The following is a 19,461-nucleotide window of genomic DNA, read 5'->3' on the forward strand; positions in this document are numbered from 1 at the left end:
GGTTGCAGGCGCCGATCAAGTGGAGCGCTAGCCAAGCAAGATCCTTAGTTGTGGCAGGTCAGGGCTGTTGCGAATACAGCACGGGCGCTGTACGGTCATTTTCACGAATACAGCACTGGCGCTGTATAGGGCGCCACTCGAGACGGAGGTTCACCAGTGATCGCAGAGACCGGCGTCAGCGTGGGCGTGGGGCATCTCACCCACCCTTCCAGCGTGTTCGCCTACTTCGACGCCGGCCATGTTCTGGCCGGCGTGGCCGCGCGGCACTGCGACGAGCACCGCCCGTCGTCGTCACGCATGGTCGCCTGCGGCGCGTGCTGGGAGCGCGCCATCCGCGACGACGAGCGATTCGCGGTTGAGTGCGGCCTGCCCCGCGAAATCACGCCCGACCCGGACTACGTGGACGAGATCGCCGTCGAACAGGCGTGCCGGGGCGAGCGCGTCGAGTTGACCTACGCCGAGTTCTCCGCCGCCGTGGTCCGGCTGCACTGGCAGGGCCTGACGCCGAGCGCCATCTCCAAGCGGCTGCACGCCTCGTTTCTCGCTGTCCTGGCCGCCTTCCCCGCTGAGCTGATCGGAGCTGCCGCATGACCACCACGACCGCGCCGAGCGCGTACCCGTTCGACCTGTCCGCCCTCCTGCCGCGCGCTCAGGAGATCGCCTCGAGCCTGGGCAAGGTTCCGTCCCGCAACCACCTCATGAAGGAGCTGAAGGTGGGCGCGCCGAAGGCGACCGCGCTGCGGGAGGCGCTGCAGGCCGCAGAGTTCACCGCCGCACCGGGCGCGTCGTCGGTCCTGCCCGACGTCGTGGCGGACCCGGAGCCGACCACGCTCGAGCCGGTTACCGAGGTGGTTGAGATGCCCCCGCCGGCCGAGGCGGCGTCGCTGCCCAGGGGCGACGGACACCCGGGCGCGACCAGCGACCCGGAGCCAATCCTCATCCCGCACGTCCCGGCGCCCCGGAAGGTACGCAAGGCGCGTTCCTGGCCCGTGATGCTCCTGGCCCTGCCGGCGTTCGTGGCCATCTGGTCCGGGTGGGTGGGGCTCGGTGAGCTGACCGGGTTCGGCGTCGTGCATCCGCTGCCGGGCATCTGGAGCGACCTCAGCCTGAACACCGCCATCACCTTGCCGATCGGTGTCGAGACCTACGCGGCGTACGCCCTCGCGGTCTGGCTCACCGGCACCGCGCCGGCGGCCGCTCGGCGGTTCGCCCGCTGGTCCGCGATCGGCTCCCTGGTCTTCGGTGGCGCGGGACAGGTGGCCTACCACCTGCTGACCGCCGCCGGCATCACCCACGCCCCGTGGCAGATCACCACGGCGGTCGCCTGCCTGCCCGTCGCCGTGCTCGGCATGGGCGCCGCCCTGGCCCACCTCATCCACGCTAACCACGAATAGCTCCGCCCGGTGCGCGGCCAGCTGGCCTAGGAAACCTCAGCCGCGCACCGGTCCCCATCCCTCCAGAAGGAGTCAGGAGACCTTCAGCATGACGACGAATGAGCCGGACCGCGACCGCCCGGAAGGGTTGGATTGGTCCCGCTACGAGAACGAGATGACCGACAACGTGGTTGACCTCGACGCCGCCCGGGAGCGCCGGCAGCGCGACGACGACCACGAGGACCAGGACGACACCGCCGGCCCGGTGCTGGTCGACTCGCCCGAGGCGCAGCGCAAGCCGAAGCTGGACCGTCGTGGCGCCGAGCGCCGGCCGCTGCTGCCCGCCTGGCTGCGGTCGCGCGCCGAGCTGCGCGACGCGGTGGCGTGGGCGGCCGGCTACACCGGGCACGTCGCGGCGTATCACGCGCTGCGCCTGCCGAAGTACGCCGGCAAGCTTGCCCTGCGGTCGCCGGTTGGTTTGGGGCGAACGGCCGGCGGCGCGCTGCGCTGGCTGTTCGATCTCGAGGGCGAGCCGGTCCGGCAGGCGACCGTCCGGACCGAGAACGCGGAGCAGTACCTGCACCTGTCGCGCCAGCGCGATCGGCGCGTTCGGTGGCGGGGCATCGTCGCCCTGGTCGTCATCGTGACGCTGATCGTGGCGGGCGTGGCGCTATTGCTGGCGCCGGCGTGGGTGCGGTGGGCCGCGCTCGGCGTGGCTGTCGCGGTGTTCGGGCTGCGCGGTGCGCCGGCGGATCGGCCGTTGCTGGACCGCGCGGTGGTGGGCACGCAGGTGGCCAAGCTGACCTCGGACATCGTGGTCCGGGCGCTGTCGGTGCTCGGCGTGGCCGGCGTCAACCAGGCGCTGGCCAAGCAGGGCAACAGCGCCATCGCCTTCCCGGCCCCGATCGTGCGGGACGGGCCGGGCTGGCGCGCCGATGTCGACCTGCCGCCCGGGGTGACAGTGGGGGATGTGCTGGACCGCCGCGACCGGCTCGCATCTGGCCTTGGCCGGCCGCTGGGTTGCGTGTGGCCGGAGGGCAACGCCGACATCAGCCCATCCCGGCTGGTCCTCTGGGTGGGTGACCGGCCGATGTCGCAGGTACCGCCTCCGGCGTGGCCGCTGCTCAAGGCGTCCACGGTGGACGTGGCCAAGCCGTTCCCGTTCGGCACCGATCCTCGCGGCCGGGTGGTCACGATGGAGCTGCCGTACACCAACGTCCTGATCGGTTCGATCCCCGGCTACGGCAAGACCGCCTCGGTGCAGCTGCCGATGCTGGTCGCGGCCCTCGACCCGCACACGGAGCTGTGGGGGTTCGACTTCAAGGGCACCGGTGGCCTCGACCCGCTGGCGCGGGTGTGCGCCCGGTACGCCTCGGGGCAGGATGACGACACAGCCGAGGCGGGGCTCATGGCCCTGCGGGAGCTGCGCGCCGAGTGCCAGCGCCGCGCCGCCGCCATCAAGAAACTGCCCAAGGACGTCTGCCCGGACAACAAGGTCACGCCCGAACTGGCCCGGCGCATCAAGGGCCTGCAATGGCTGGTCGCGATCTTCGACGAGTGCCAGGACCTGTTCGCCCATGCGGAGTTCGGCAAGGAAGCCGGGGAGCTGGCCGAGAAGATCATCAAGCTTGGCCGCGCCCTGGGCGTCATCCTGATCCTGGCCACGCAACGCCCTGACGCCAAGAGCCTGCCGACCGGCGTCTCAGCCAACGTGGGGACGCGGTTCTGCCTGCGGGTGATGGGGCAGCTCGAAAACGACATGGTGCTGGGCACGTCCAGCTACCGCAACGGCTTGCGCGCCACGATGTTCACCAAGAAGGACTTGGGCGTGGGGTACCTGGTCGGTGCGGCCGATGACGCGCAGATCGTCCGCACGTACTACCTCGACGGACCGACCGTGGAGAAGCTGGCGGCGCGGGCGTACGCCGCTCGAGTCGCGGCCGGCACGCTGACCGGACAGGCCGCCGGCGACCAGCCCGAGACACCGGCCACGCGGCGGGAGACGCTGCTCGAGGACACCCTCGCGGTGTTCCAAGCCGACGAGGCGAAGCTCTGGGCCGAAACGCTCGTGGAGCGCCTCATCGCGCTGCGGCCCGAGGTGTACGCCGAGCTGACGCGGGACCAGCTGGGCGCCGCGCTCAAGCCGTACGGCATCACCACGACACAGGTGTGGGGCACCGACCCGGCCACCGGCAAAGGCGCCAACCGGCGCGGCATCGACCGCACCGCAGTAGCCGAAGCGGTCGCCGAGCGTAACCGCCGGCAGGGCGACTCGGCCGCGTGAAACGCCGCTAGGTCTAGCGGCCGACCCTGCTAGACCTAGCACCCCCGCTAGCACTCCATCCGATCCCTGATCAGCGCGCTAGTCCCTAGCCGCGCCGACCCTTCACGCCCTCAAACAGCCTTCAGGAGGCATCCCGTGGGGTCCCTGATCCTGCTCGCTAGCGTCGCCGCAGCCGGTTGCTCTCTGTACTACATCGGCGCGTGCGCGATCTTCCCGTTCGGCTCCTGCCGCCGCTGCGACGGCACCGGCAAACTCCGCAACCCCCTCTCGCGCAAGATGTTCCGGCTCTGCCCGCGCTGCACCGGCACCGGCCGCCGCGTCCGCATCGGCCGGCGCATCTACGAGCACCTGCGAGCCGAACACCGCAACGGCACCCGGGGCACCCGATGACCCCGCACACCAGCTGGTGCGCCGGCGGCCACCGCTGCTCGCTCGGCGAACACCGCGCCGACCCGATCGTCATCACCGCCCCGAACATCGGCGCAGTCACCCTCACCCGCGTCCGCGCCGCCAACGGCCGCGAACACGCCGAAGTGCGGCTCACCGTCGCGCTCGCCCCGACCGAACTGGCCGCGCGCCGGCAGCTGCTCGAGCTGGCCGACAACCTGTCCCGCGTCCTGCACCACGCCACCCGACCCGAAGGGAGCATCCACCATGGAACCGTTGCTGCGTAACGCCCTCGACTACGCCGGGCGTGGCTGGCCGGTGTTTCTGCTTGGCCGGACCAAGCGGCCGATGGCCAACTGCCACGACTGCCGCGACGCCGGCCCGGACCACGACCGCGATACCTGCCCGTGCCTGTTCTGCCACGGCCTCTACGCCGCCACCACCGACGCGGACCGCATCGCCGCCATGGTCGCCGTGCAGCCGGCCGGGCTGCTGGCCATCCGCACCGGCACCGTCGCCGGTCTGGTCGTGGTCGACATCGACCCGGGCCACGGTGGCGCCCTCGACCCGGCGCTCATGCCGCAGACGGCCTGTGTGGTGACCGGGAGCGGCGGCTGGCACTTGTACTACCGCCACCCGGGAACGCCCGTCCTGAACAGCCAGGGGCGCCTTGGCGAAGGCATCGACGTGCGCGGCGACGGCGGTTACGTCGTGGCCCCACCGTCGATCCACCCACGCACCGGCCGACCGTACCGGTGGGCGGGTGGCCGGCCGGTGGTTGAGATGCCCCCGGCCCTCATCACGGCATGCCGGCCCGCGCCGGCCGCGACGACGACGCCCAGGGCGACGAGCTCGACGCCGGCCGGGGGCATCTCATCACCCGACGCGCTGCTGCGCTCCCTGCTCGACACCGTGCGCCACGCACCAAAGGGCCGCCGCCGGTCCACGCTTTACGGCTGCGCTCGAGGAGTTGCCCGGATGGTCGCCGCCGGCGCGATCAGCCTCCGCGACGCCATGAACGCCCTCTACGACGCCGGCATGGGCGCCGGCCAAACCGACCGCGAAACCCGCGCCGCCATCGCCGGCGGCTTCCGAGACGAGGGAGTAGCCGCGTGAACGACCAACCGACCAACGGCGCCGACATCCTCGACGCCCTGCACCGAACGGTGACCCGCTACGTCATCCTGCCCTCGCCCGAGGCGGTCGACGCCGTGACCCTCTGGATCGCCGCCAGCCACGCCCAGGCCGCATGGGCGCACGCCCCGAGGCTGGTCATCCGAGGGCCGGAAAAGCGCTGCGGCAAGTCCCGGCTGCTCGACATCGTGGAGGGCACCAGCTGCAACCCGCTCATCACCGTCAACGCCTCACCGGCCGCCGTCTACCGAGCCATCGGCACCGACGAGCCACCGACGCTCCTGGTCGACGAGGCCGACACCATCTTCGGCGGCAAGAACGCCGAAGCGAACGAGGATCTGCGCGGACTGCTCAACGCCGGCCACCAACGCAACCGGCCCGCGATCCGTTGGGATAACAACACTCACCGGCTCGAGAAGATCCCGACCTTCGCCATGGCCGCGCTGGCGGGCATCGGCGTCATGCCGGACACCATCGAAGACCGCGCTGTCGTGGTCCGCATGCGCCGGCGAATGGCCTCCGAGAAGGTGGCACCCTACCGGCACCGCCGCGACGGCCCCGCGCTGCGACAGCTGGCCGCCGATCTCTTCCAGTGGTTGCGGGGGCATCTCGACACCCTCGAACGCGCAGAGCCGGCCATGCCGCTCGAGGACCGCGCCGCCGACACGTGGGAGCCGCTGATCGCGGTCGCCGATCTCGCCGGCGGCAGCTGGCCGACGCGCGCTCGAGTTGCTGCCGCGACGCTCGTGGCCGAAGCGGACGAGACCGGGCCGGTGTCGAATCGCATTCAGTTGCTGGCCGATATTCGGGCGGCATTCACCACGCTCGGCGAGCCCGGAGCGGCCACGACCTCAGAATTGCTTGACGTTCTCAATGGCGACTCGGAAGGGCCGTGGCAAGGCTTCGGTCCGGCCGGTCTCACCGGTAAGCGGCTCGGCGATTTGCTGCGCGAATTCGACATCAGCTCGGCGACCATCCGCTTCCCGGTCGGGCAGGCCAAGGGGTACCACCGAAGCGCCTTCGCGGACGCGTGGCAGCGCTACTGCCCCACCCCCTCCGTACCATCCGTACCAAGGGTCGCTTCCCAGGTCAGCCCTGGTACGGATGCTCGGCGCGGTACGGATCGATCCGTACCGCCAAACCAATCCGTACCGGCCCTGAGCAGCCAAGAGACGCTTGGTACGGATGGTACGGACACCCCGGGGCGACCTAGCCTGAGGGCCGCCCGATGACCGGCCGGCAGCCCTCCCGTGGACGGCATCTGACCATCCCCGAGGTCTGCGCGGATCTCGGTATCTCCCGCTCGACCTTCTACGACTGGCGCGCCAAAAGAAAGGCGCCGCCGTGCTTCAAGTTGCCCAATGGAGATTTGCGCATCCGTCGGGTTGATTACGAATCGTGGATTGCATTGCTCGAGGATGAGGCCGCGTAAATGGAAACGACGTACGACGTGCGGATTTGGAAGACGAAAGTCTACGAAGGCACGCGGGGGACCACGTACTACGTCCGTTGGGTCGTCGCCGGCCGGGAGCGGAAGGAGCCGTATAAGGGCAAGGCGCTCGCGGACGGCTTCCTCGCCGACCTGGTGGCCGCCGCCCGCAAGGGTGAAGCGTTCGACGTGGAGTCGGGCCTGCCGGTGTCGATGCGGCGCGCGAACCGCGACATGTCCTGGTACGAGCTTGCGTGCGCGTTCGCGGACATGAAGTGGCCGCGCGTCGCCGCCACCACGCGGCGCACTCACGCCGAGGCGCTGACGAAGATGACGACATCGCTGTTGAGTACGGAGCGGGGGATGCCCGATCCGAAGTTGCTCCGGTTGGCGCTGAGCCGGTGGGCGTTCAACACCGCGCACCGTGAGAGCAGCCCGCCCAAGGTGAAAGCCGCGCTGCGCTGGGTCGAGAAGAACGCCCGGCCGGTGTCCGCTCTTGCCAAGCCGGAGGTGCTCCGGCCGATGCTCGATGCGCTGACCGTGCGCCTCGATGGCACGCCGGCCGCGCCGAGCGTAGTCAGCCGGCGACGGAAGATTCTCAACACCGCCGTGGAGTACGCGGTGGAGCTGAAGCTTCTCGACGCCAATCCGATTCCGGCGCTGAAATGGACGCCACCCCGGACGACTCATGCCGTCGATCGGCGGTCGGTGGCCAATCCTGTTCAGGTGCGGTCGCTGCTCGAGGCGGTGCGCAGCCGGCAGCGGAGTGGGACGCGGTTGGTGGCGTTTTTCGGGTGCCTGTACTTCGCCGCGATGCGGCCCGAGGAAGCGGTAGCGCTTGCCAAGCACCACTTGGTCCTGCCCGCCGAGGGGTGGGGCGAATTCAACCTCCATGTGGCCGAGCCGCACGCCGGCAGGGAGTGGACCGACAGCGGCGAGAACCGCGACCGCCGGCAGCTCAAGCAGCGGGCGCGCGGCGAGGTTCGCACGGTGCCGTGCCCACCAGAGTTGACCGCGCTCCTGAACTGGCACATCAAGGAGTTCGGCACGGCGCCCGATGGCCGGCTGTTCACGGGGGAACGCAACGCCGGCGAGCTGCCGCGCGGCACCATCAACCGGACGTGGCGGGAGGCGCGGAAGGCCGCCTTCACGCCGGAAGTCGTGGCGTCGCCGCTGGCCGCAACGCCGTACGACCTGAGGCACGCGGCGGTGTCGACGTGGCTCAACGGGGGAGTTCCGGCCACGCAGGTTGCCGAGTGGGCTGGTCACTCGGTGGAGGTGCTGCTCAAGATCTACGCCAAGTGCCTCGACGGGGGAGCGCAGCAGCTGCGCCAGCGCATCACGGACGCTCTGGGGTCCTGAGGGCTGCGGCAAACTTGGCCGCGTATTTGCCGTGACTGGCCGATCATGACCCGGAAAAGCCGGTGACAGCCGTACATACGAGCGAAGCCCTTGGCCGCGTAATCGCTGGTCAAGGGCTTCGTTTTTGCTGGTCAGAGCTGGTGCCCCCGGCAGGATTCGAACCTGCGCCCCCGCCTCCGGAGGGCGGTGCTCTATCCCCTGAGCTACGGGGGCCAATCGAGATCCCGGCAACCGGGCCCTCGTTCGGACCTCGAACAGACTAGCAGAGCCCCCACCCGCCCCGCGCACTGGTTCCCCTGTGATCACTGGGGCGGGTGGAAACAAGCGAGCTACGAGGACAGGGGCTGCGCGCCCAAGTCCTTCAGTTTCTCCGACAGCTGCGCGATGTCGTAGGACTGCGACTGCCGGATCTTCTCGGCCGCGTCGCGGACCTCAGGGTCCGAGGCGTCTTTCGCCGCGATCTCGGCCATGTGGATGCCGCCCAGGTGGTGGCGGAGCATGAGCTGGCACCAGAGGGTGTCGAAGTCCTTGCCTGTGGAGGACTTGAGCTTCTTGAGCTCGTCGTCCGAGGCCATCCCGGGCATGCGGCCGTCGGGCTGGAGGGTGTTCATCCCGGACGGCATCCAGGCCATGGGGCGCTTGGAGGACGTGGGGGAGAGGTGCCACTCGGTGAGCCAGGTCTGCATCTGGCCGATCTGCCACTGCTGGCTGGCGGCGATGTCGTAGCCCAGGTTGCGGATGTCGTCCGTGGTGCCCAGGCGGTACGCGAACATGCCCATCTCGACCGCCTGCGCGTGGTGGATGCTCATGTCGCGGGCGAAGCCGGCGTCGATGGAGTCGTCGCCGGGGCGGCTCAGGACGGGGATGAGGTAGCCGATCGCCACGCCCGTCACCAGGAGGAGGACCGCGGCGAGCACGCCGAACGTGAGGCGTGCCCGCCCGGAAAGTTGCGCGAACACGGTGGCTAGTTGCCGCCCATCTGCGTCGTCGAACCGTCCTTGCCGAGGTCGCGCGGCGTGCTGCCGGTCTCGGTGATGATGTCGCCGCTGGAGCAGGGGGTGCCGGCCTCGAGGGTCGCGTTCTGGCGCAGGGCCTTGATGAACTCGTCGATGCGGCTGTCGTCGGCGTTGTCGACCTTGAGCTGGAAGCCCCACGCCTGCAGGGAGATCGGCTTGTCCAGGTTCGGGTACGGGCTCATCAGCATGTAGTCGTTGCCGCGGACCTTCTTCGCGAGCTTCTCGACCTGGTCGGCCGGGAGGCTCGGGTTGTACGTGATCCAGACGGCGCCGTGCTCCATGCTGTGCAGAGCGTGCTCGCTGGCGATCTGGGACGTGTACACGTCGCCGAGGCAGCGCTGCCAGTTGGGGTTGTGGTTGCCGGCGACCGGGGGGCTCAGCTTGTAGGTCTGCGGGCCCCACACGTGCTCGCGCTGGCCGACCATGGTCTTGTCGGTCTTGTAGAAGTCCTGGATGCCGCTGATCTGGTCGGCGCGGTCGTGCCAGCCCAGGCCGTTCTGCCAGACCTGGTAGCCGGCGAAGCCCACGATGCCCAGCGCCAGCACACCGACGGTGGTGAACAGCGCGATCGGGCCCCAGCTCATGCCCTGCTTGACCTTGACCGGGGCGATCTTCTTGGCCGCCGGGCGGGTCGCGGTGGCGGGCCGCTTGCCGGTGGGGGCCGTCTTGCGGGCGGTCGCCGACTTGCGCGGGTTCGCCTTGGGCTTGGCCGGAGTCGCCGGGGCTTCGTCGTCGACGGAGCCGGCGTCCTCGACGGAGTCGGCCTCCAGGGCCGAGTCCTCGATGACGTCCGGGTCCTCGTCGCCGCCCTGCTTGGGCTTCGCGCCGGAGACGGCCTTGGTGGACGGCTTGCGGTTGCCGCCCCCGTGCTGGGTGCTCATGCTCATCTCGTCGCTCCGCAACGCTCAGCGTTGTGCTCGCTCATCGGGCCTCGTTTGGTCAACGGTCGGGGGTCACGGCGGGGAACTACCCTGGCGTGTGTCCATCCTGGGAAGAAGAACGTCCCGCATTGTGACCAGCACAACGGGCCGCCGCCAAGTACCGGAGTCTACCCCCGATAGCATTTGTCGGTGACTCCCGCTGAACTCGCCGTAGCAGTCCTCGCCGCCGCCCGGGCGGCCATCACCGAGCGTGACCTCGACGCGTCCGTGCTCCCGGCGACTACCAGCGTGGAGCGACCGCGAAACCCGGAGCATGGTGACTATGCGTCGAATATCGCCTTGCAACTGGGCAAGAAGGTCGGACTGAACCCGCGCGAGATGGCGGCGGCGGTCGCGAAAAACTTGCAGGAAACTCCCGGGATCGCCGGCGTGGAGATCGCCGGGCCCGGGTTCCTGAACATCCGGCTCGACGCCGGGGCCGTGGGCGGGCTCGCCGGGCTCATCGTGCGGGCGGGCCGGCAGTACGGGCGCAGCGAGACGCTCGCCAAGGAGAAGGTCAACCTGGAGTTCGTGTCGGCGAACCCCACCGGCCCCGTCCACCTCGGGCACACCCGCTGGGCGGCCGTGGGCGACGCGCTGGGCCGGATTCTGTCGGCGGCGGGCGCCGACGTGACCCGTGAGCACTACATCAACGACGCCGGCGTGCAGATGAACCGGTTCGGCGAGTCGCTGACCGCGGCGGCCAACGACGAGCCGACCCCGCCCGACGGATATCCCGGCGAGTACGTCCAGGACATCGCCAAGGCCATCAAGGCCAAGAATCCGGACATTCTCCAACAAAGCCGCGAAGCCCAGGAGGCGTACTTCCTGCAGGCGGGCTACGAGGCCATGTTGCAGGAGATGCAGGACAGCCTCGAGCGGTTCGGCGTCCACTTCGACGTCTGGTTCTCCGAGAAGACCCTGCACGAGGGCGGCGCCGTCGAGCACGCCCTCGACGAGCTGCGCAAGCAGGGCCACGTCTTCGAGCAGGACGGCGCCGTCTGGCTGCGCACCACCGAGTTCGGCGACGACAAGGACCGGGTCCTCATCCGCTCCAACGGCGAGAAGACCTACTTCGCCGCCGACGCCGCGTACTACATCAACAAGCGCGAGCGCGGCTTCGACCGCTGCATCTACATGCTCGGCGCCGACCACCACGGGTACATCGGCCGGCTGAAGGCCATCGCCGCCTGCGCCGGGGACGACCCGCAGCGCAACATCGAGGTGCTCATCGGCCAGCTGGTCAGTCTGCTGCGGGCCGGCGAGCCGGTGCGGCTGAGCAAGCGGGCGGGCACCCTGATCACCCTCGACGAGCTGATCGAGGCGGTCGGGGTGGACGCGGCCCGGTACTCGCTGGCCCGCTCCTCCACCGACTCGCCGCTCACCCTGGACATCGAGGTCATCACGCGGCAGAAGAACGACAACCCGGTCTTCTACGTGCAGTACGTGGGAGCGCGTACGGCGTCCATCGCGCGCAACGCCGCCGAGCTGGGCTACGGGTTGCAGGCGGAGTATGACGCGGCACAGCTGGTACACGAGAAGGAACTTGACCTTCTGAAGGCGCTCGGGGACTTTCCCGGCGTCGTGGCCACCGCCGCCGAGCTGCGCGAGCCGCACCGCGTGGCACGCTATCTGGAGGACCTCGCCGGGACCTATCACCGGTTCTACGACAACTGCCTGGTGCTGCCCAAGGGCGACGACCCGTTCACGGCCACCCATCAGGCGCGGCTCTGGCTCAACGCCGCCACCCGGCAGGTCATCGTCAACGGCCTGGACCTGCTCGGCGTCTCGGCGCCGGAACGGATGTAGAGATGCGCGCACACGAGGCTGGGGCGCTGCACGCTGACCTCGGCTCCAACGGACCCTCCTGGCTGCGTACGCCGGAGGATGTCAACGCGTTGATCCCGATGCTGTGGCCCAAAACGGTCGAGCGCGGACAAAACGGAGCCATCACCGTCGGCGGCGTCGACGTACAGGACCTCAAAGAGCAGTACGGGACGCCCGCCTACATCTTTGACGAAACGGACTTTCGGGACAGGTGCCGAAACTTCCGAAATGCGTTCGGCGGCACCGAGGTCTACTACGCAGGCAAAGCCTTCATCGCCACGGCAATCGTCAAGATCCTCGTTGAGGAAGGGCTCAGCCTCGACGTCTGCACCGGCGGCGAGCTGGCCATCGCCCTCAGAGGCGGCATGCCGCCGGAGCGCATCGGCCTGCACGGCAACAACAAGTCCGTCGAGGAGCTCACCCGCGCCGTCGAGGTCGGCGTGGGAAGGATCATCGTCGACTCGTTCGACGAGATCGAGCGCCTGACCAGGATCGCGCGGGCTACGAACCAAAGACCCAGCGTGATGGTACGGGTGACCGTCGGGGTGGAAGCGCACACGCACGAGTTCATCGCGACCGCCCACGAGGACCAGAAGTTCGGCTTCTCGCTGTCCGGCGGGGCCGCGGCCGAAGCGGTCGACAGGATCCTGGCCGACGACGTGCTGGACCTGCGTGGCCTGCACTCGCACATCGGCTCGCAGATCTTCGACTCGTCCGGCTTCGAGGTGGCCGCCCGCCGGCTGCTGAAGCTCCAGGCCGAGATCGCCGCGAAGCACGGCCGCGAGCTGCCCGAGCTGGACCTGGGCGGGGGCTTCGGCATCGCGTACACCACGCAGGACGAACCCGCCGACCCGCACGTCCTGGCCGGCGACCTGCTGCGGATCGTCAAGCAGGAGTGCGCCGCCCTGCACCTGAGCGTGCCGCACCTGTCCGTCGAGCCCGGGCGGGCGATCGTCGGGCCGGCCATGTTCACCCTCTACGAGGTGGGGACGGTCAAGGACGTCGACGGCATCCGCACGTACGTCTCCGTCGACGGCGGGATGAGCGACAACATCCGCACCGCGCTGTACGACGCCGCGTACTCGGCCACCGTGGCCGGCCGGGCATCCTCCGAACCGCCGATTCTCGCCCGCGTCGTGGGAAAACATTGCGAGTCCGGGGACATCGTCGTGAAAGATGAATTCCTGCCGGCCGACGTCAAGGCCGGAGATCTTCTTGCGGTCCCGGGCACCGGCGCCTATTGCCGCAGCATGGCGAGCAACTACAACCACGTGCCCCGCCCGCCGGTCGTGGCGGTGGCCGATGGTGCGTCGCGCGTCATCGTCCGCCGGGAGACCGTGGACGATCTGCTGAGACTGGACGTGGGGTGACATGCCACCAACGGCGAGAGGCGGCCCCGCGGGGGCCGGCGTGCCCCGCCCGCCGGTCGTGGCGGTGGCCGATGGTGCGTCGCGCGTCATCGTCCGCCGGGAGACCGTGGACGATCTGCTGAGACTGGACGTGGGGTGACAGATGCCGCAAACGGTGAAGGTTGCGCTGCTGGGCTGCGGGACCGTCGGTTCCGAGGTGGTCCGCCTGCTGCACGAGCAGGAGGACGACCTGACGGCCCGCATCGGCGCGCCGCTGGAGGTGGTGGGCGTCGCCGTGCGCCGGCTCAACAAGGCGCGTGAGCTGCCGATCGACGCATCGCTGTACACGACGGACGCCCTTGGTCTGGTGACGCGGGACGACGTGGACATCGTGGTCGAGGTGGTCGGCGGCATCGAGCCGGCCCGCACGTGGCTGCTCGAGGCCCTGCACGCCGGCAAGAGCGTGGTCACGGCGAACAAGGCCCTGCTCGGCGAGGACGGCGCCACCCTGCACAAGGCGGCCGCCGACTGCGGCGCGGACCTCTACTACGAGGCGTCCGTGGCCGGGGCCATCCCGCTGCTGCGCCCGCTGCGCGACTCGCTGCACGGCGACCGCATCACCCGGGTCACCGGCATCGTCAACGGCACCACGAACTTCATCCTGTCCTCGATGGACGCCACCGGGGCCGGCTTCGCCGAGGCCCTGGAGGAGGCGACCGCGCTCGGGTACGCCGAGGCCGACCCGACCGCCGACGTCGAGGGCTTCGACGCCGCCGCCAAGGCCGCCATCCTGGCCTCGATGGCCTTCCACAGCCGGGTCACCTCGGCCGACGTGTACCGCGAGGGCATCACCGAGGTCACCGCGGCCGACATGGCCAGCGCCAAGGCCATGGGCTGCACGATCAAGCTGCTGTGCATCGCCTCGAAGGCCAACGGGGCCGTCTCGGTGCGGGTGCACCCGGCGATGATCCCGCGCACCCACCCGCTGGCCGGCGTCGGCGACGCGTTCAACGCCGTCTTCGTCGAGGCCGAGGCGGCGGGCCAGCTCATGTTCTACGGTCGCGGTGCCGGTGGCGCCCCGACCGCCTCGGCGGTGCTCGGTGACGTCGTCGCCGTGGCCCGCAACCGGCTCGCGGGCGTCCACAGCGCCTCCGAATCGGCGTACGCGGATCTGCCGGTCTCCCCGATCGGGGACGTGCTCACGCGGTACCACATCAGCCTGGACGTCTCCGACAAGGCGGGCGTGCTCGCCGCCGTCGCGGGCGTCTTCGCCAAGCACGGTGTCAGCATCGCGACGGTGAACCAGTCCGGCCGCGGCAACCAGGCGGTGCTCGTCATCGTCACGCACGCCGCGCCGGATCGGGCCCTCGCCGCGACCGTCGCCGAGCTGCGGGCTCTGGACATCGTTCGTGCCGTCGCAAGCGTCCTGCGGGTCGAAGGGGAGTAGAGCGCCATGTGGCGTGGATTGATCGAGGAATTCCGGGACCGCCTGCCGGTCGGGCCGCAGACCCCGGTGGTCACGCTGCAGGAGGGCAACACGCCGCTGCTGCCGGCGCCTGAGCTGTCCGCGCGGACCGGCTGCGACGTGTACCTCAAGGTCGAGGGGTCCAACCCCACGGGCTCGTTCAAGGACCGCGGCATGACGGTCGCGGTGTCCAAGGCCCTCGAGGACGGCGCCAAGGCCATCATCTGCGCGTCCACGGGCAACACGTCGGCGTCGGCGGCCGCGTACGCCGCGCGGGCCGGCATCACCTGCGCCGTCCTGGTGCCGACCGGCAAGATCGCGCTGGGCAAGCTCGCCCAGGCCCTCGTGCACGGCGCTCGCCTGCTGCAGGTCACCGGCAACTTCGACGACTGCCTGGCGCTGGCCAGCAAGCTCGCCCTGGACTACCCGGTCTCGCTGGTCAACTCGGTCAACCCGGACCGGCTCGAGGGCCAGAAGACGGCCGCCTTCGAGATCGTGCGCACCCTCGGCGACGCCCCGCACATCCACTGCCTGCCGGTCGGCAACGCGGGCAACATCAGCGCCTACTGGATGGGGTACAAGGAGGACCAGGCCGCCGGCAACGCCACCCGCCGCCCGCGGATGTTCGGCTTCCAGGCCTCCGGCGCCGCCCCGATCGTCAAGGGCGAGGTGGTGCGCGAGCCCAGCACCATCGCCACCGCGATCCGCATCGGCAACCCGGCCAGCTGGACCAAGGCGGTCGACGCCCGCGACGAGTCCGGCGGCCTGATCGACGCCGTGACCGACCGCGACATCCTGCAGGCCTACCGGCTCCTCGCCCGCTCGGTCGGCGTCTTCGTCGAGCTCGGCAGCGCGGCCAGCGTGGCCGGCCTGCTCCAGGCGAGCGCGCAGGGCCGCATCGACCCGGGCCAGACGATCGTGTGCACCGTGACGGGCCACGGCCTGAAGGACCCCGAGTGGGCGATCTCCACCGCGCCCGCGCCGACCACGATCCCGGCCGAGCCCCTCGCCGCGGCGAAGGCCCTCGATCTCGCTTAATTCAGAAGCAGCGGATTCGGTACCGTCCGTGCCTCGCCCGGCGCTCTCGGTCCTGCGGCGCAACAGGGACTTCCGCAACCTGTTCACCGCGGACCTGATCGGCCTGGGCGCCGACTGGTTCGTGCTGATCCCGCTGCTCGCCCTGCTGCCCCGGCTCACCGGCTCGGGCCTGTGGGGCGCGTTCGTGCTGGCCGTCGACACCGGCGTCACGGCCCTGCTGCTGCCGTACACGGGGACGATCGCCGACCGGGTCGACCGGCGGCGGATCGTCCTCGCGGCCGACCTCGCGATGGCCGCCTTCGCGCTGCTCCTGCTGCTGGTGCGCACCCCCGGCACGGCCTGGGTGGCGCTGGTGGCGGTCGGCGCGATCGCGGTGGCCAAGGCGTTCTTCAGCCCGGCCGCGCAGGCCGCCCTGCCGAACGTGGTCGACCCCGAGGACCTGCCGGCGGCGAACACCCTGGCCGGCTCCGCGTGGGGCACGATGCTGGTGATCGGGGCGTCGCTGGGCGGGATCGCGTCGCAGGCGTTCGGCGCCTATCCGTGCTTCGTGATCGCGTCGGTCCTGCTGCTCTTCGCCGCACTGCAGGTCCGGCGGGTACGGCGTCCGATGCAGGCCGCCCGCACCGGTGCGCCGGCCCCGGCGTTCGCGGCGATCGCGGAGGCGTTGCGGTACATCCGCGGAAACCCCCGCGTCGCCTCGCTCGTCACCGTCAAGTCCGCGGTCGGCCTGGGCAACGGCGTGCTGACCCTCTTTCCGCTGCTGGGGGCCGGCCCGCTCGGCACCGGCCTCCTCTTCGCCGCTCGCGGGCTGGGCGCGCTGACCGGGCCGATCGTGTTCCGCCGCGTGCTGACCCACCGGGCCTGGCTGCTGCCGGGGCTGGCGCTGTCGATGGCGGTCTACGGACTGGCGTACGTCGGGGTCAGCCTGGTCACCTGGTTCCCGCTGATGGCGGCCGGGGTGACGGTGGCCCACCTGGCCGCCGGCGGCAACTTCGTGATGTCGAACTTCGTGCTGCAGGCCGAGGTGCCCGACGCGCTGCGAGGTCGGCTCTTCGCGGCCGACTTCATGCTGGCCACGCTGACGGTCGCGGCCAGCCAGCTGGTGGTGGGCGCGTTCGGACCGGACCTCGCCGCGGCTGCTGCTGGCGGCGTGCGGGGTGGTGACGCTGCTGTACGCGGGCGTCTGGTCCTTGCTCGTCCTTCGCGGGCGGGGCGGTCAGACGCAGCCGCCCGTGAACGCCGAGCCGCCGAGTGTGGCGAGCCAGCACGAGCAGAGCAGGCCCACCGCGGTCGCGCCGAAGAGCAGTCCCGCCGGTACCGCCGGCCAGCCGTAGGCCTCCCGCATCGCGCTGAACGCCAGCAGGGTCGCCACGAGCATGCCGAGCAGGGCCAGGAACGGCAGGGGGCCCACGCCCTCGGCCGAGCACCGGCTCCCCTCCGGCCCGTTGGCCGCGTACCACAACATGCCGATCGACCCCGCGAGGAGCAGCCCCGCCGCCCAGAACCTCTGCCATTGCACCCCACATCGACGCGCGTACACCCGCGGCGGTTGACGTCACATCGATGAAAGTTTCCGGACTTGCGCACCTGGGCTATCGTAGTGATATCACTTCGATAGCCCTTCCTGAGGAGTTGCCATGGAGCGTCGGGCGTTTCGCGTTGCCGGGTTCTTGATGCTCGGCGTGCTGGTCATCGTCGCCGTGCTGGCGGTCGTCGCCGTCGCCGGGCTGAGCGAGGCGGCGGCCTCCGGCGTCGTCGTCGTGGCGTCGCTGCTGGCGGTGCTCATCCTGACCGGGTTCACCGTGGTCAACCCCAACGAGGCCCGGGTCATCCAGTTCTTCGGCCGCTACGTCGGCACGGTCGCGGACGCCGGCTTCTACTGGACCGTCCCGCTGAGCGCCAAGCGGCGCCTGTCCCGCCGGGTGCGCAACTTCGAGACCGACCGGCTCAAGGTCTCCGACGCCGACGGCAACCCGGTGGAGATCGCGGCCGTGGTCGTCTGGCGCGTGGTCGACACGTTCAAGGCGTCCTTCGGGGTCGACGACCACATCTCGTACGTCGCCGTGCAGTCCGAGGCGGCGCTGCGGCACCTGGCCACGAGCTACCCGTACGAGACCCACGACGACGGCCGCTCCAGCCTGCGCGAGGGCAACATCGTGAGCGAGGAGCTGACGGTCGAGCTCGGCGAGCGGATCGCGCTGGCCGGCGTCGAGGTGCTGGAGTCGCGCATCACCCACCTCGCGTACGCCCCGGAGATCGCCCAGGCCATGCTCGCCCGCCAGCAGGCCAGCGCGATCGTCGGCGCCCGGTACAAAATCGTCGAGGGCGCGGTCGGGATGGTGCAGAGCGCGCTGGAACGCCTCAGCGAGCTCGACGTCGTCGAACTGGACGAGGAGCGCAAGGCCCAGATGGTGGCCAACCTGCTCGTCGTGCTCTGCGGCGACCGCAACGTCCAGCCCGTGGTCAACACCGGCACCCTCTACGCCTAGCCCCGTGCCCGAGCGGAAGAAGCTGCTGCTGCGGCTGGACCCCCAGGTCTACGACGCGGTCGCGCGCTGGGCCGGGGACGACCTGCGCAGCGTGAACGCGCAGATCGAGTACGCGCTGCGCCTGGCCCTGCGCCAGGCCGGCCGCGACCCGCGCCGCGACCAGGCGCCTGGGGGCCCGCCCGCGTCCGCGGACGCCGACACCGACGACGCGGCCCTGGACGACTGACCCGCCGCGCCGCGGATCTGCCATCCCGGGAAATGGGCGCGTGGTCCTCATGGTGAGATTGTGGTCATGGCTTTCCTGTCCCGGCCGGTCACCGTGCGCGTGCCCGCGACCAGCGCCAACCTCGGCCCCGGCTTCGATGCGCTGGGGCTCGCGCTGACGCTGTACGACGAGGTCGAGGCGGCCGTCACGCCCAGCGGCACGACCGTGGAGGTGGCCGGCGAGGGCGCGGCCGACCTGCCCGGGGACGAGAGCCACCTGGTCGTACGCGCGATGCGCCGGGCCTTCGGCGTCCTCGGCGAGCAGCCACCCGGCCTGGCCCTGCGCTGCCGCAACGGCATCCCCCAGGCCCGGGGCCTCGGCTCGTCCTCGTCGGCCATCGTCGCCGGGATCGTGCTGGCCCGGGCCCTGACCGTCGGCGGCCAGGAGCAGATGAGCGACGCCGCCGCCCTGGCGCTGGCCGACGAGATCGAGGGCCACCCCGACAACGTGGCCCCCTGCCTGCTGGGCGGCTTCACGATCGCCTGGACCGCGGACGACGGTGCCGCAGCCGTACGCCGCGAGCCGGCCCCCGGCATCCACCCCGTCGTCTTCGTACCGGAGGAACGTGGGCTCACCGAGGTCGCCCGGGCCGCCCTGCCGAAAACCGTCCCGCACGCCGACGCCGCCTTCAACGCCGGCCGGGCCGCGCTGCTGGTGCACGCCCTGACCGCCGACCCGCAACGCCTCTTCGCGGCCACCGAGGACCGCCTCCACCAGGACTACCGCGCCGAGGGCATGCCGGGCACCGCCGCGCTGGTCGCCGCCCTGCGCGCGGAGGGCGTGGCGGCCGTCGTCTCCGGCGCCGGTCCGAGCGTGCTGGCCTTCGGCCTGGACGGCTGGACGCCCCGCCCCATGCCTGGCTGGCGCGTCCTTCCCCTCGACGTCGACCTGGCCGGTGCCCGCCTCGGCGGCGCCCTGACCTGACCGGCCCTGACCGGAACCTCGAAATGCGCGAAAAGGGGCATGCGGCACGTTGAGCAGCGGATGAGGTACGCTTGAACACGCCGAGCGGGGCCCTGTTGCCGCTGGCTGGCGGAGTTGATTACTCTCTAGTCTTAAGCAGCCGCTCTGTGCGGCGATCTCATGCGGGGCGGCGTGCTCCGATTTCCGTGGCACCCCTTGC

19 protein-coding genes, 1 tRNA gene and 1 pseudogene are annotated in these 19,461 nt (G+C 70.6%); 17 read left to right on the plus strand and 4 right to left on the minus strand.

The window, feature by feature from the left end:
- Positions 1 to 156: 156 nt before the first annotated feature.
- From ACQP00_RS06335 to ACQP00_RS06375, 9 genes are all read left to right on the plus strand, one after another.
- Complete coding sequence (locus ACQP00_RS06335; protein ID WP_433215697.1) at positions 157 to 591, plus strand: hypothetical protein; 435 nt, start codon at positions 157 to 159, stop codon at positions 589 to 591.
- A complete protein-coding gene (locus tag ACQP00_RS06340) occupies positions 588 to 1,394 on the plus strand; it encodes an ABC transporter permease (protein ID WP_433215699.1) in 807 nt (268 codons plus the stop codon). The genes ACQP00_RS06335 and ACQP00_RS06340 overlap by 4 nt, the downstream gene beginning before the upstream one ends.
- 88 nt (positions 1,395 to 1,482) lie before the next feature.
- A complete protein-coding gene (locus tag ACQP00_RS06345; RefSeq protein WP_433215702.1) occupies positions 1,483 to 3,657 on the plus strand; it encodes a cell division protein FtsK in 2,175 nt (724 codons plus the stop codon).
- 135 nt (positions 3,658 to 3,792) lie between these two features.
- The gene (locus tag ACQP00_RS06350; protein WP_433215705.1) at positions 3,793 to 4,047 is read left to right on the plus strand and encodes a hypothetical protein; all 255 of its coding nucleotides are present in this window, start codon (positions 3,793 to 3,795) and stop codon (positions 4,045 to 4,047) included.
- Positions 4,044 to 4,331: a hypothetical protein gene (locus ACQP00_RS06355; RefSeq protein WP_433215707.1), complete on the plus strand. Its 288-nt coding sequence runs from the start codon at positions 4,044 to 4,046 to the stop codon at positions 4,329 to 4,331. The genes ACQP00_RS06350 and ACQP00_RS06355 overlap by 4 nt, the downstream gene beginning before the upstream one ends.
- Positions 4,312 to 5,160 carry a bifunctional DNA primase/polymerase gene (locus tag ACQP00_RS06360; protein WP_433215710.1) on the plus strand — a complete coding sequence of 283 codons (849 nt, stop codon included), beginning with the start codon at positions 4,312 to 4,314 and terminating at the stop codon, positions 5,158 to 5,160. Before ACQP00_RS06355 ends, ACQP00_RS06360 begins: the two co-directional genes overlap by 20 nt.
- Complete coding sequence (locus ACQP00_RS06365; RefSeq protein ID WP_433215713.1) at positions 5,157 to 6,410, plus strand: DUF3631 domain-containing protein; 1,254 nt, start codon at positions 5,157 to 5,159, stop codon at positions 6,408 to 6,410. Before ACQP00_RS06360 ends, ACQP00_RS06365 begins: the two co-directional genes overlap by 4 nt.
- Positions 6,407 to 6,610 carry a helix-turn-helix transcriptional regulator gene (locus ACQP00_RS06370; RefSeq protein WP_433215716.1) on the plus strand — a complete coding sequence of 68 codons (204 nt, stop codon included), beginning with the start codon at positions 6,407 to 6,409 and terminating at the stop codon, positions 6,608 to 6,610. The genes ACQP00_RS06365 and ACQP00_RS06370 overlap by 4 nt, the downstream gene beginning before the upstream one ends.
- Positions 6,611 to 7,969 carry a tyrosine-type recombinase/integrase gene (locus ACQP00_RS06375; RefSeq protein ID WP_433215719.1) on the plus strand — a complete coding sequence of 453 codons (1,359 nt, stop codon included), beginning with the start codon at positions 6,611 to 6,613 and terminating at the stop codon, positions 7,967 to 7,969.
- Positions 7,970 to 8,107: 138 nt separating this feature from the next.
- Here the strand turns inward: ACQP00_RS06375 and ACQP00_RS06380 are convergent.
- The 3 genes from ACQP00_RS06380 to ACQP00_RS06390 all read right to left on the minus strand — a co-directional run bounded on the left by ACQP00_RS06380 (position 8,108) and on the right by ACQP00_RS06390 (position 9,569).
- Positions 8,108 to 8,182 (minus strand) — tRNA-Arg (locus tag ACQP00_RS06380).
- 116 nt (positions 8,183 to 8,298) lie between these two features.
- Complete coding sequence (locus ACQP00_RS06385) at positions 8,299 to 8,928, minus strand: DUF305 domain-containing protein (protein ID WP_433215722.1); 630 nt, start codon at positions 8,926 to 8,928, stop codon at positions 8,299 to 8,301.
- Positions 8,929 to 8,933: 5 nt separating this feature from the next.
- On the minus strand, positions 8,934 to 9,569 hold the full coding sequence (locus tag ACQP00_RS06390; protein ID WP_433223729.1) for a DUF3105 domain-containing protein: 636 nt from the start codon (positions 9,567 to 9,569) through the stop codon (positions 8,934 to 8,936).
- A gap of 486 nt (positions 9,570 to 10,055) precedes the next feature.
- Here ACQP00_RS06390 and argS point away from each other — a divergent pair, with 486 nt between their 5' ends.
- From argS to ACQP00_RS06415, 5 genes and pseudogenes are all read left to right on the plus strand, one after another.
- On the plus strand, positions 10,056 to 11,714 hold the full coding sequence (gene argS / locus ACQP00_RS06395) for an arginine--tRNA ligase (RefSeq protein WP_433215724.1): 1,659 nt from the start codon (positions 10,056 to 10,058) through the stop codon (positions 11,712 to 11,714).
- A 2-nt stretch (positions 11,715 to 11,716) separates the two neighbouring features.
- Entirely contained in the window at positions 11,717 to 13,102 is a 1,386-nt protein-coding gene (gene lysA, locus ACQP00_RS06400; protein ID WP_433215727.1) for a diaminopimelate decarboxylase, read from the plus strand.
- Between the two features lie 154 nt (positions 13,103 to 13,256).
- Positions 13,257 to 14,528, plus strand: coding sequence for a homoserine dehydrogenase (locus ACQP00_RS06405; RefSeq protein ID WP_433223731.1), 1,272 nt, complete (start codon positions 13,257 to 13,259; stop codon positions 14,526 to 14,528).
- 6 nt (positions 14,529 to 14,534) lie between these two features.
- On the plus strand, positions 14,535 to 15,584 hold the full coding sequence (gene thrC / locus ACQP00_RS06410; RefSeq protein WP_433057092.1) for a threonine synthase: 1,050 nt from the start codon (positions 14,535 to 14,537) through the stop codon (positions 15,582 to 15,584).
- A 28-nt stretch (positions 15,585 to 15,612) separates the two neighbouring features.
- A pseudogene (locus tag ACQP00_RS06415) lies at positions 15,613 to 16,789 on the plus strand (MFS transporter); the annotation flags it as partial.
- 11 nt (positions 16,790 to 16,800) lie between these two features.
- On the opposite strand, the gene ACQP00_RS06420 reads toward ACQP00_RS06415, so the two are convergent.
- On the minus strand, positions 16,801 to 17,103 hold the full coding sequence (locus ACQP00_RS06420; RefSeq protein ID WP_433215730.1) for a hypothetical protein: 303 nt from the start codon (positions 17,101 to 17,103) through the stop codon (positions 16,801 to 16,803).
- A gap of 118 nt (positions 17,104 to 17,221) precedes the next feature.
- Between ACQP00_RS06420 and ACQP00_RS06425 the strand changes: the two genes are divergently transcribed.
- The 3 genes from ACQP00_RS06425 (at position 17,222) to thrB (ending at position 19,262) form a co-directional block, all read left to right on the plus strand.
- The gene (locus ACQP00_RS06425) at positions 17,222 to 18,073 is read left to right on the plus strand and encodes an SPFH domain-containing protein (protein WP_433215733.1); all 852 of its coding nucleotides are present in this window, start codon (positions 17,222 to 17,224) and stop codon (positions 18,071 to 18,073) included.
- 4 nt (positions 18,074 to 18,077) lie between these two features.
- Positions 18,078 to 18,299, plus strand: coding sequence for a hypothetical protein (locus ACQP00_RS06430; protein WP_433215735.1), 222 nt, complete (start codon positions 18,078 to 18,080; stop codon positions 18,297 to 18,299).
- Positions 18,300 to 18,365: 66 nt separating this feature from the next.
- A complete protein-coding gene (thrB, locus tag ACQP00_RS06435) occupies positions 18,366 to 19,262 on the plus strand; it encodes a homoserine kinase (protein WP_433215737.1) in 897 nt (298 codons plus the stop codon).
- The last annotated feature ends 199 nt before the right edge of the window (positions 19,263 to 19,461 follow it).

This window comes from Dactylosporangium sp. CS-047395, assembly GCF_050942185.1.
Lineage (GTDB): Bacteria > Actinomycetota > Actinomycetes > Mycobacteriales > Micromonosporaceae > Dactylosporangium.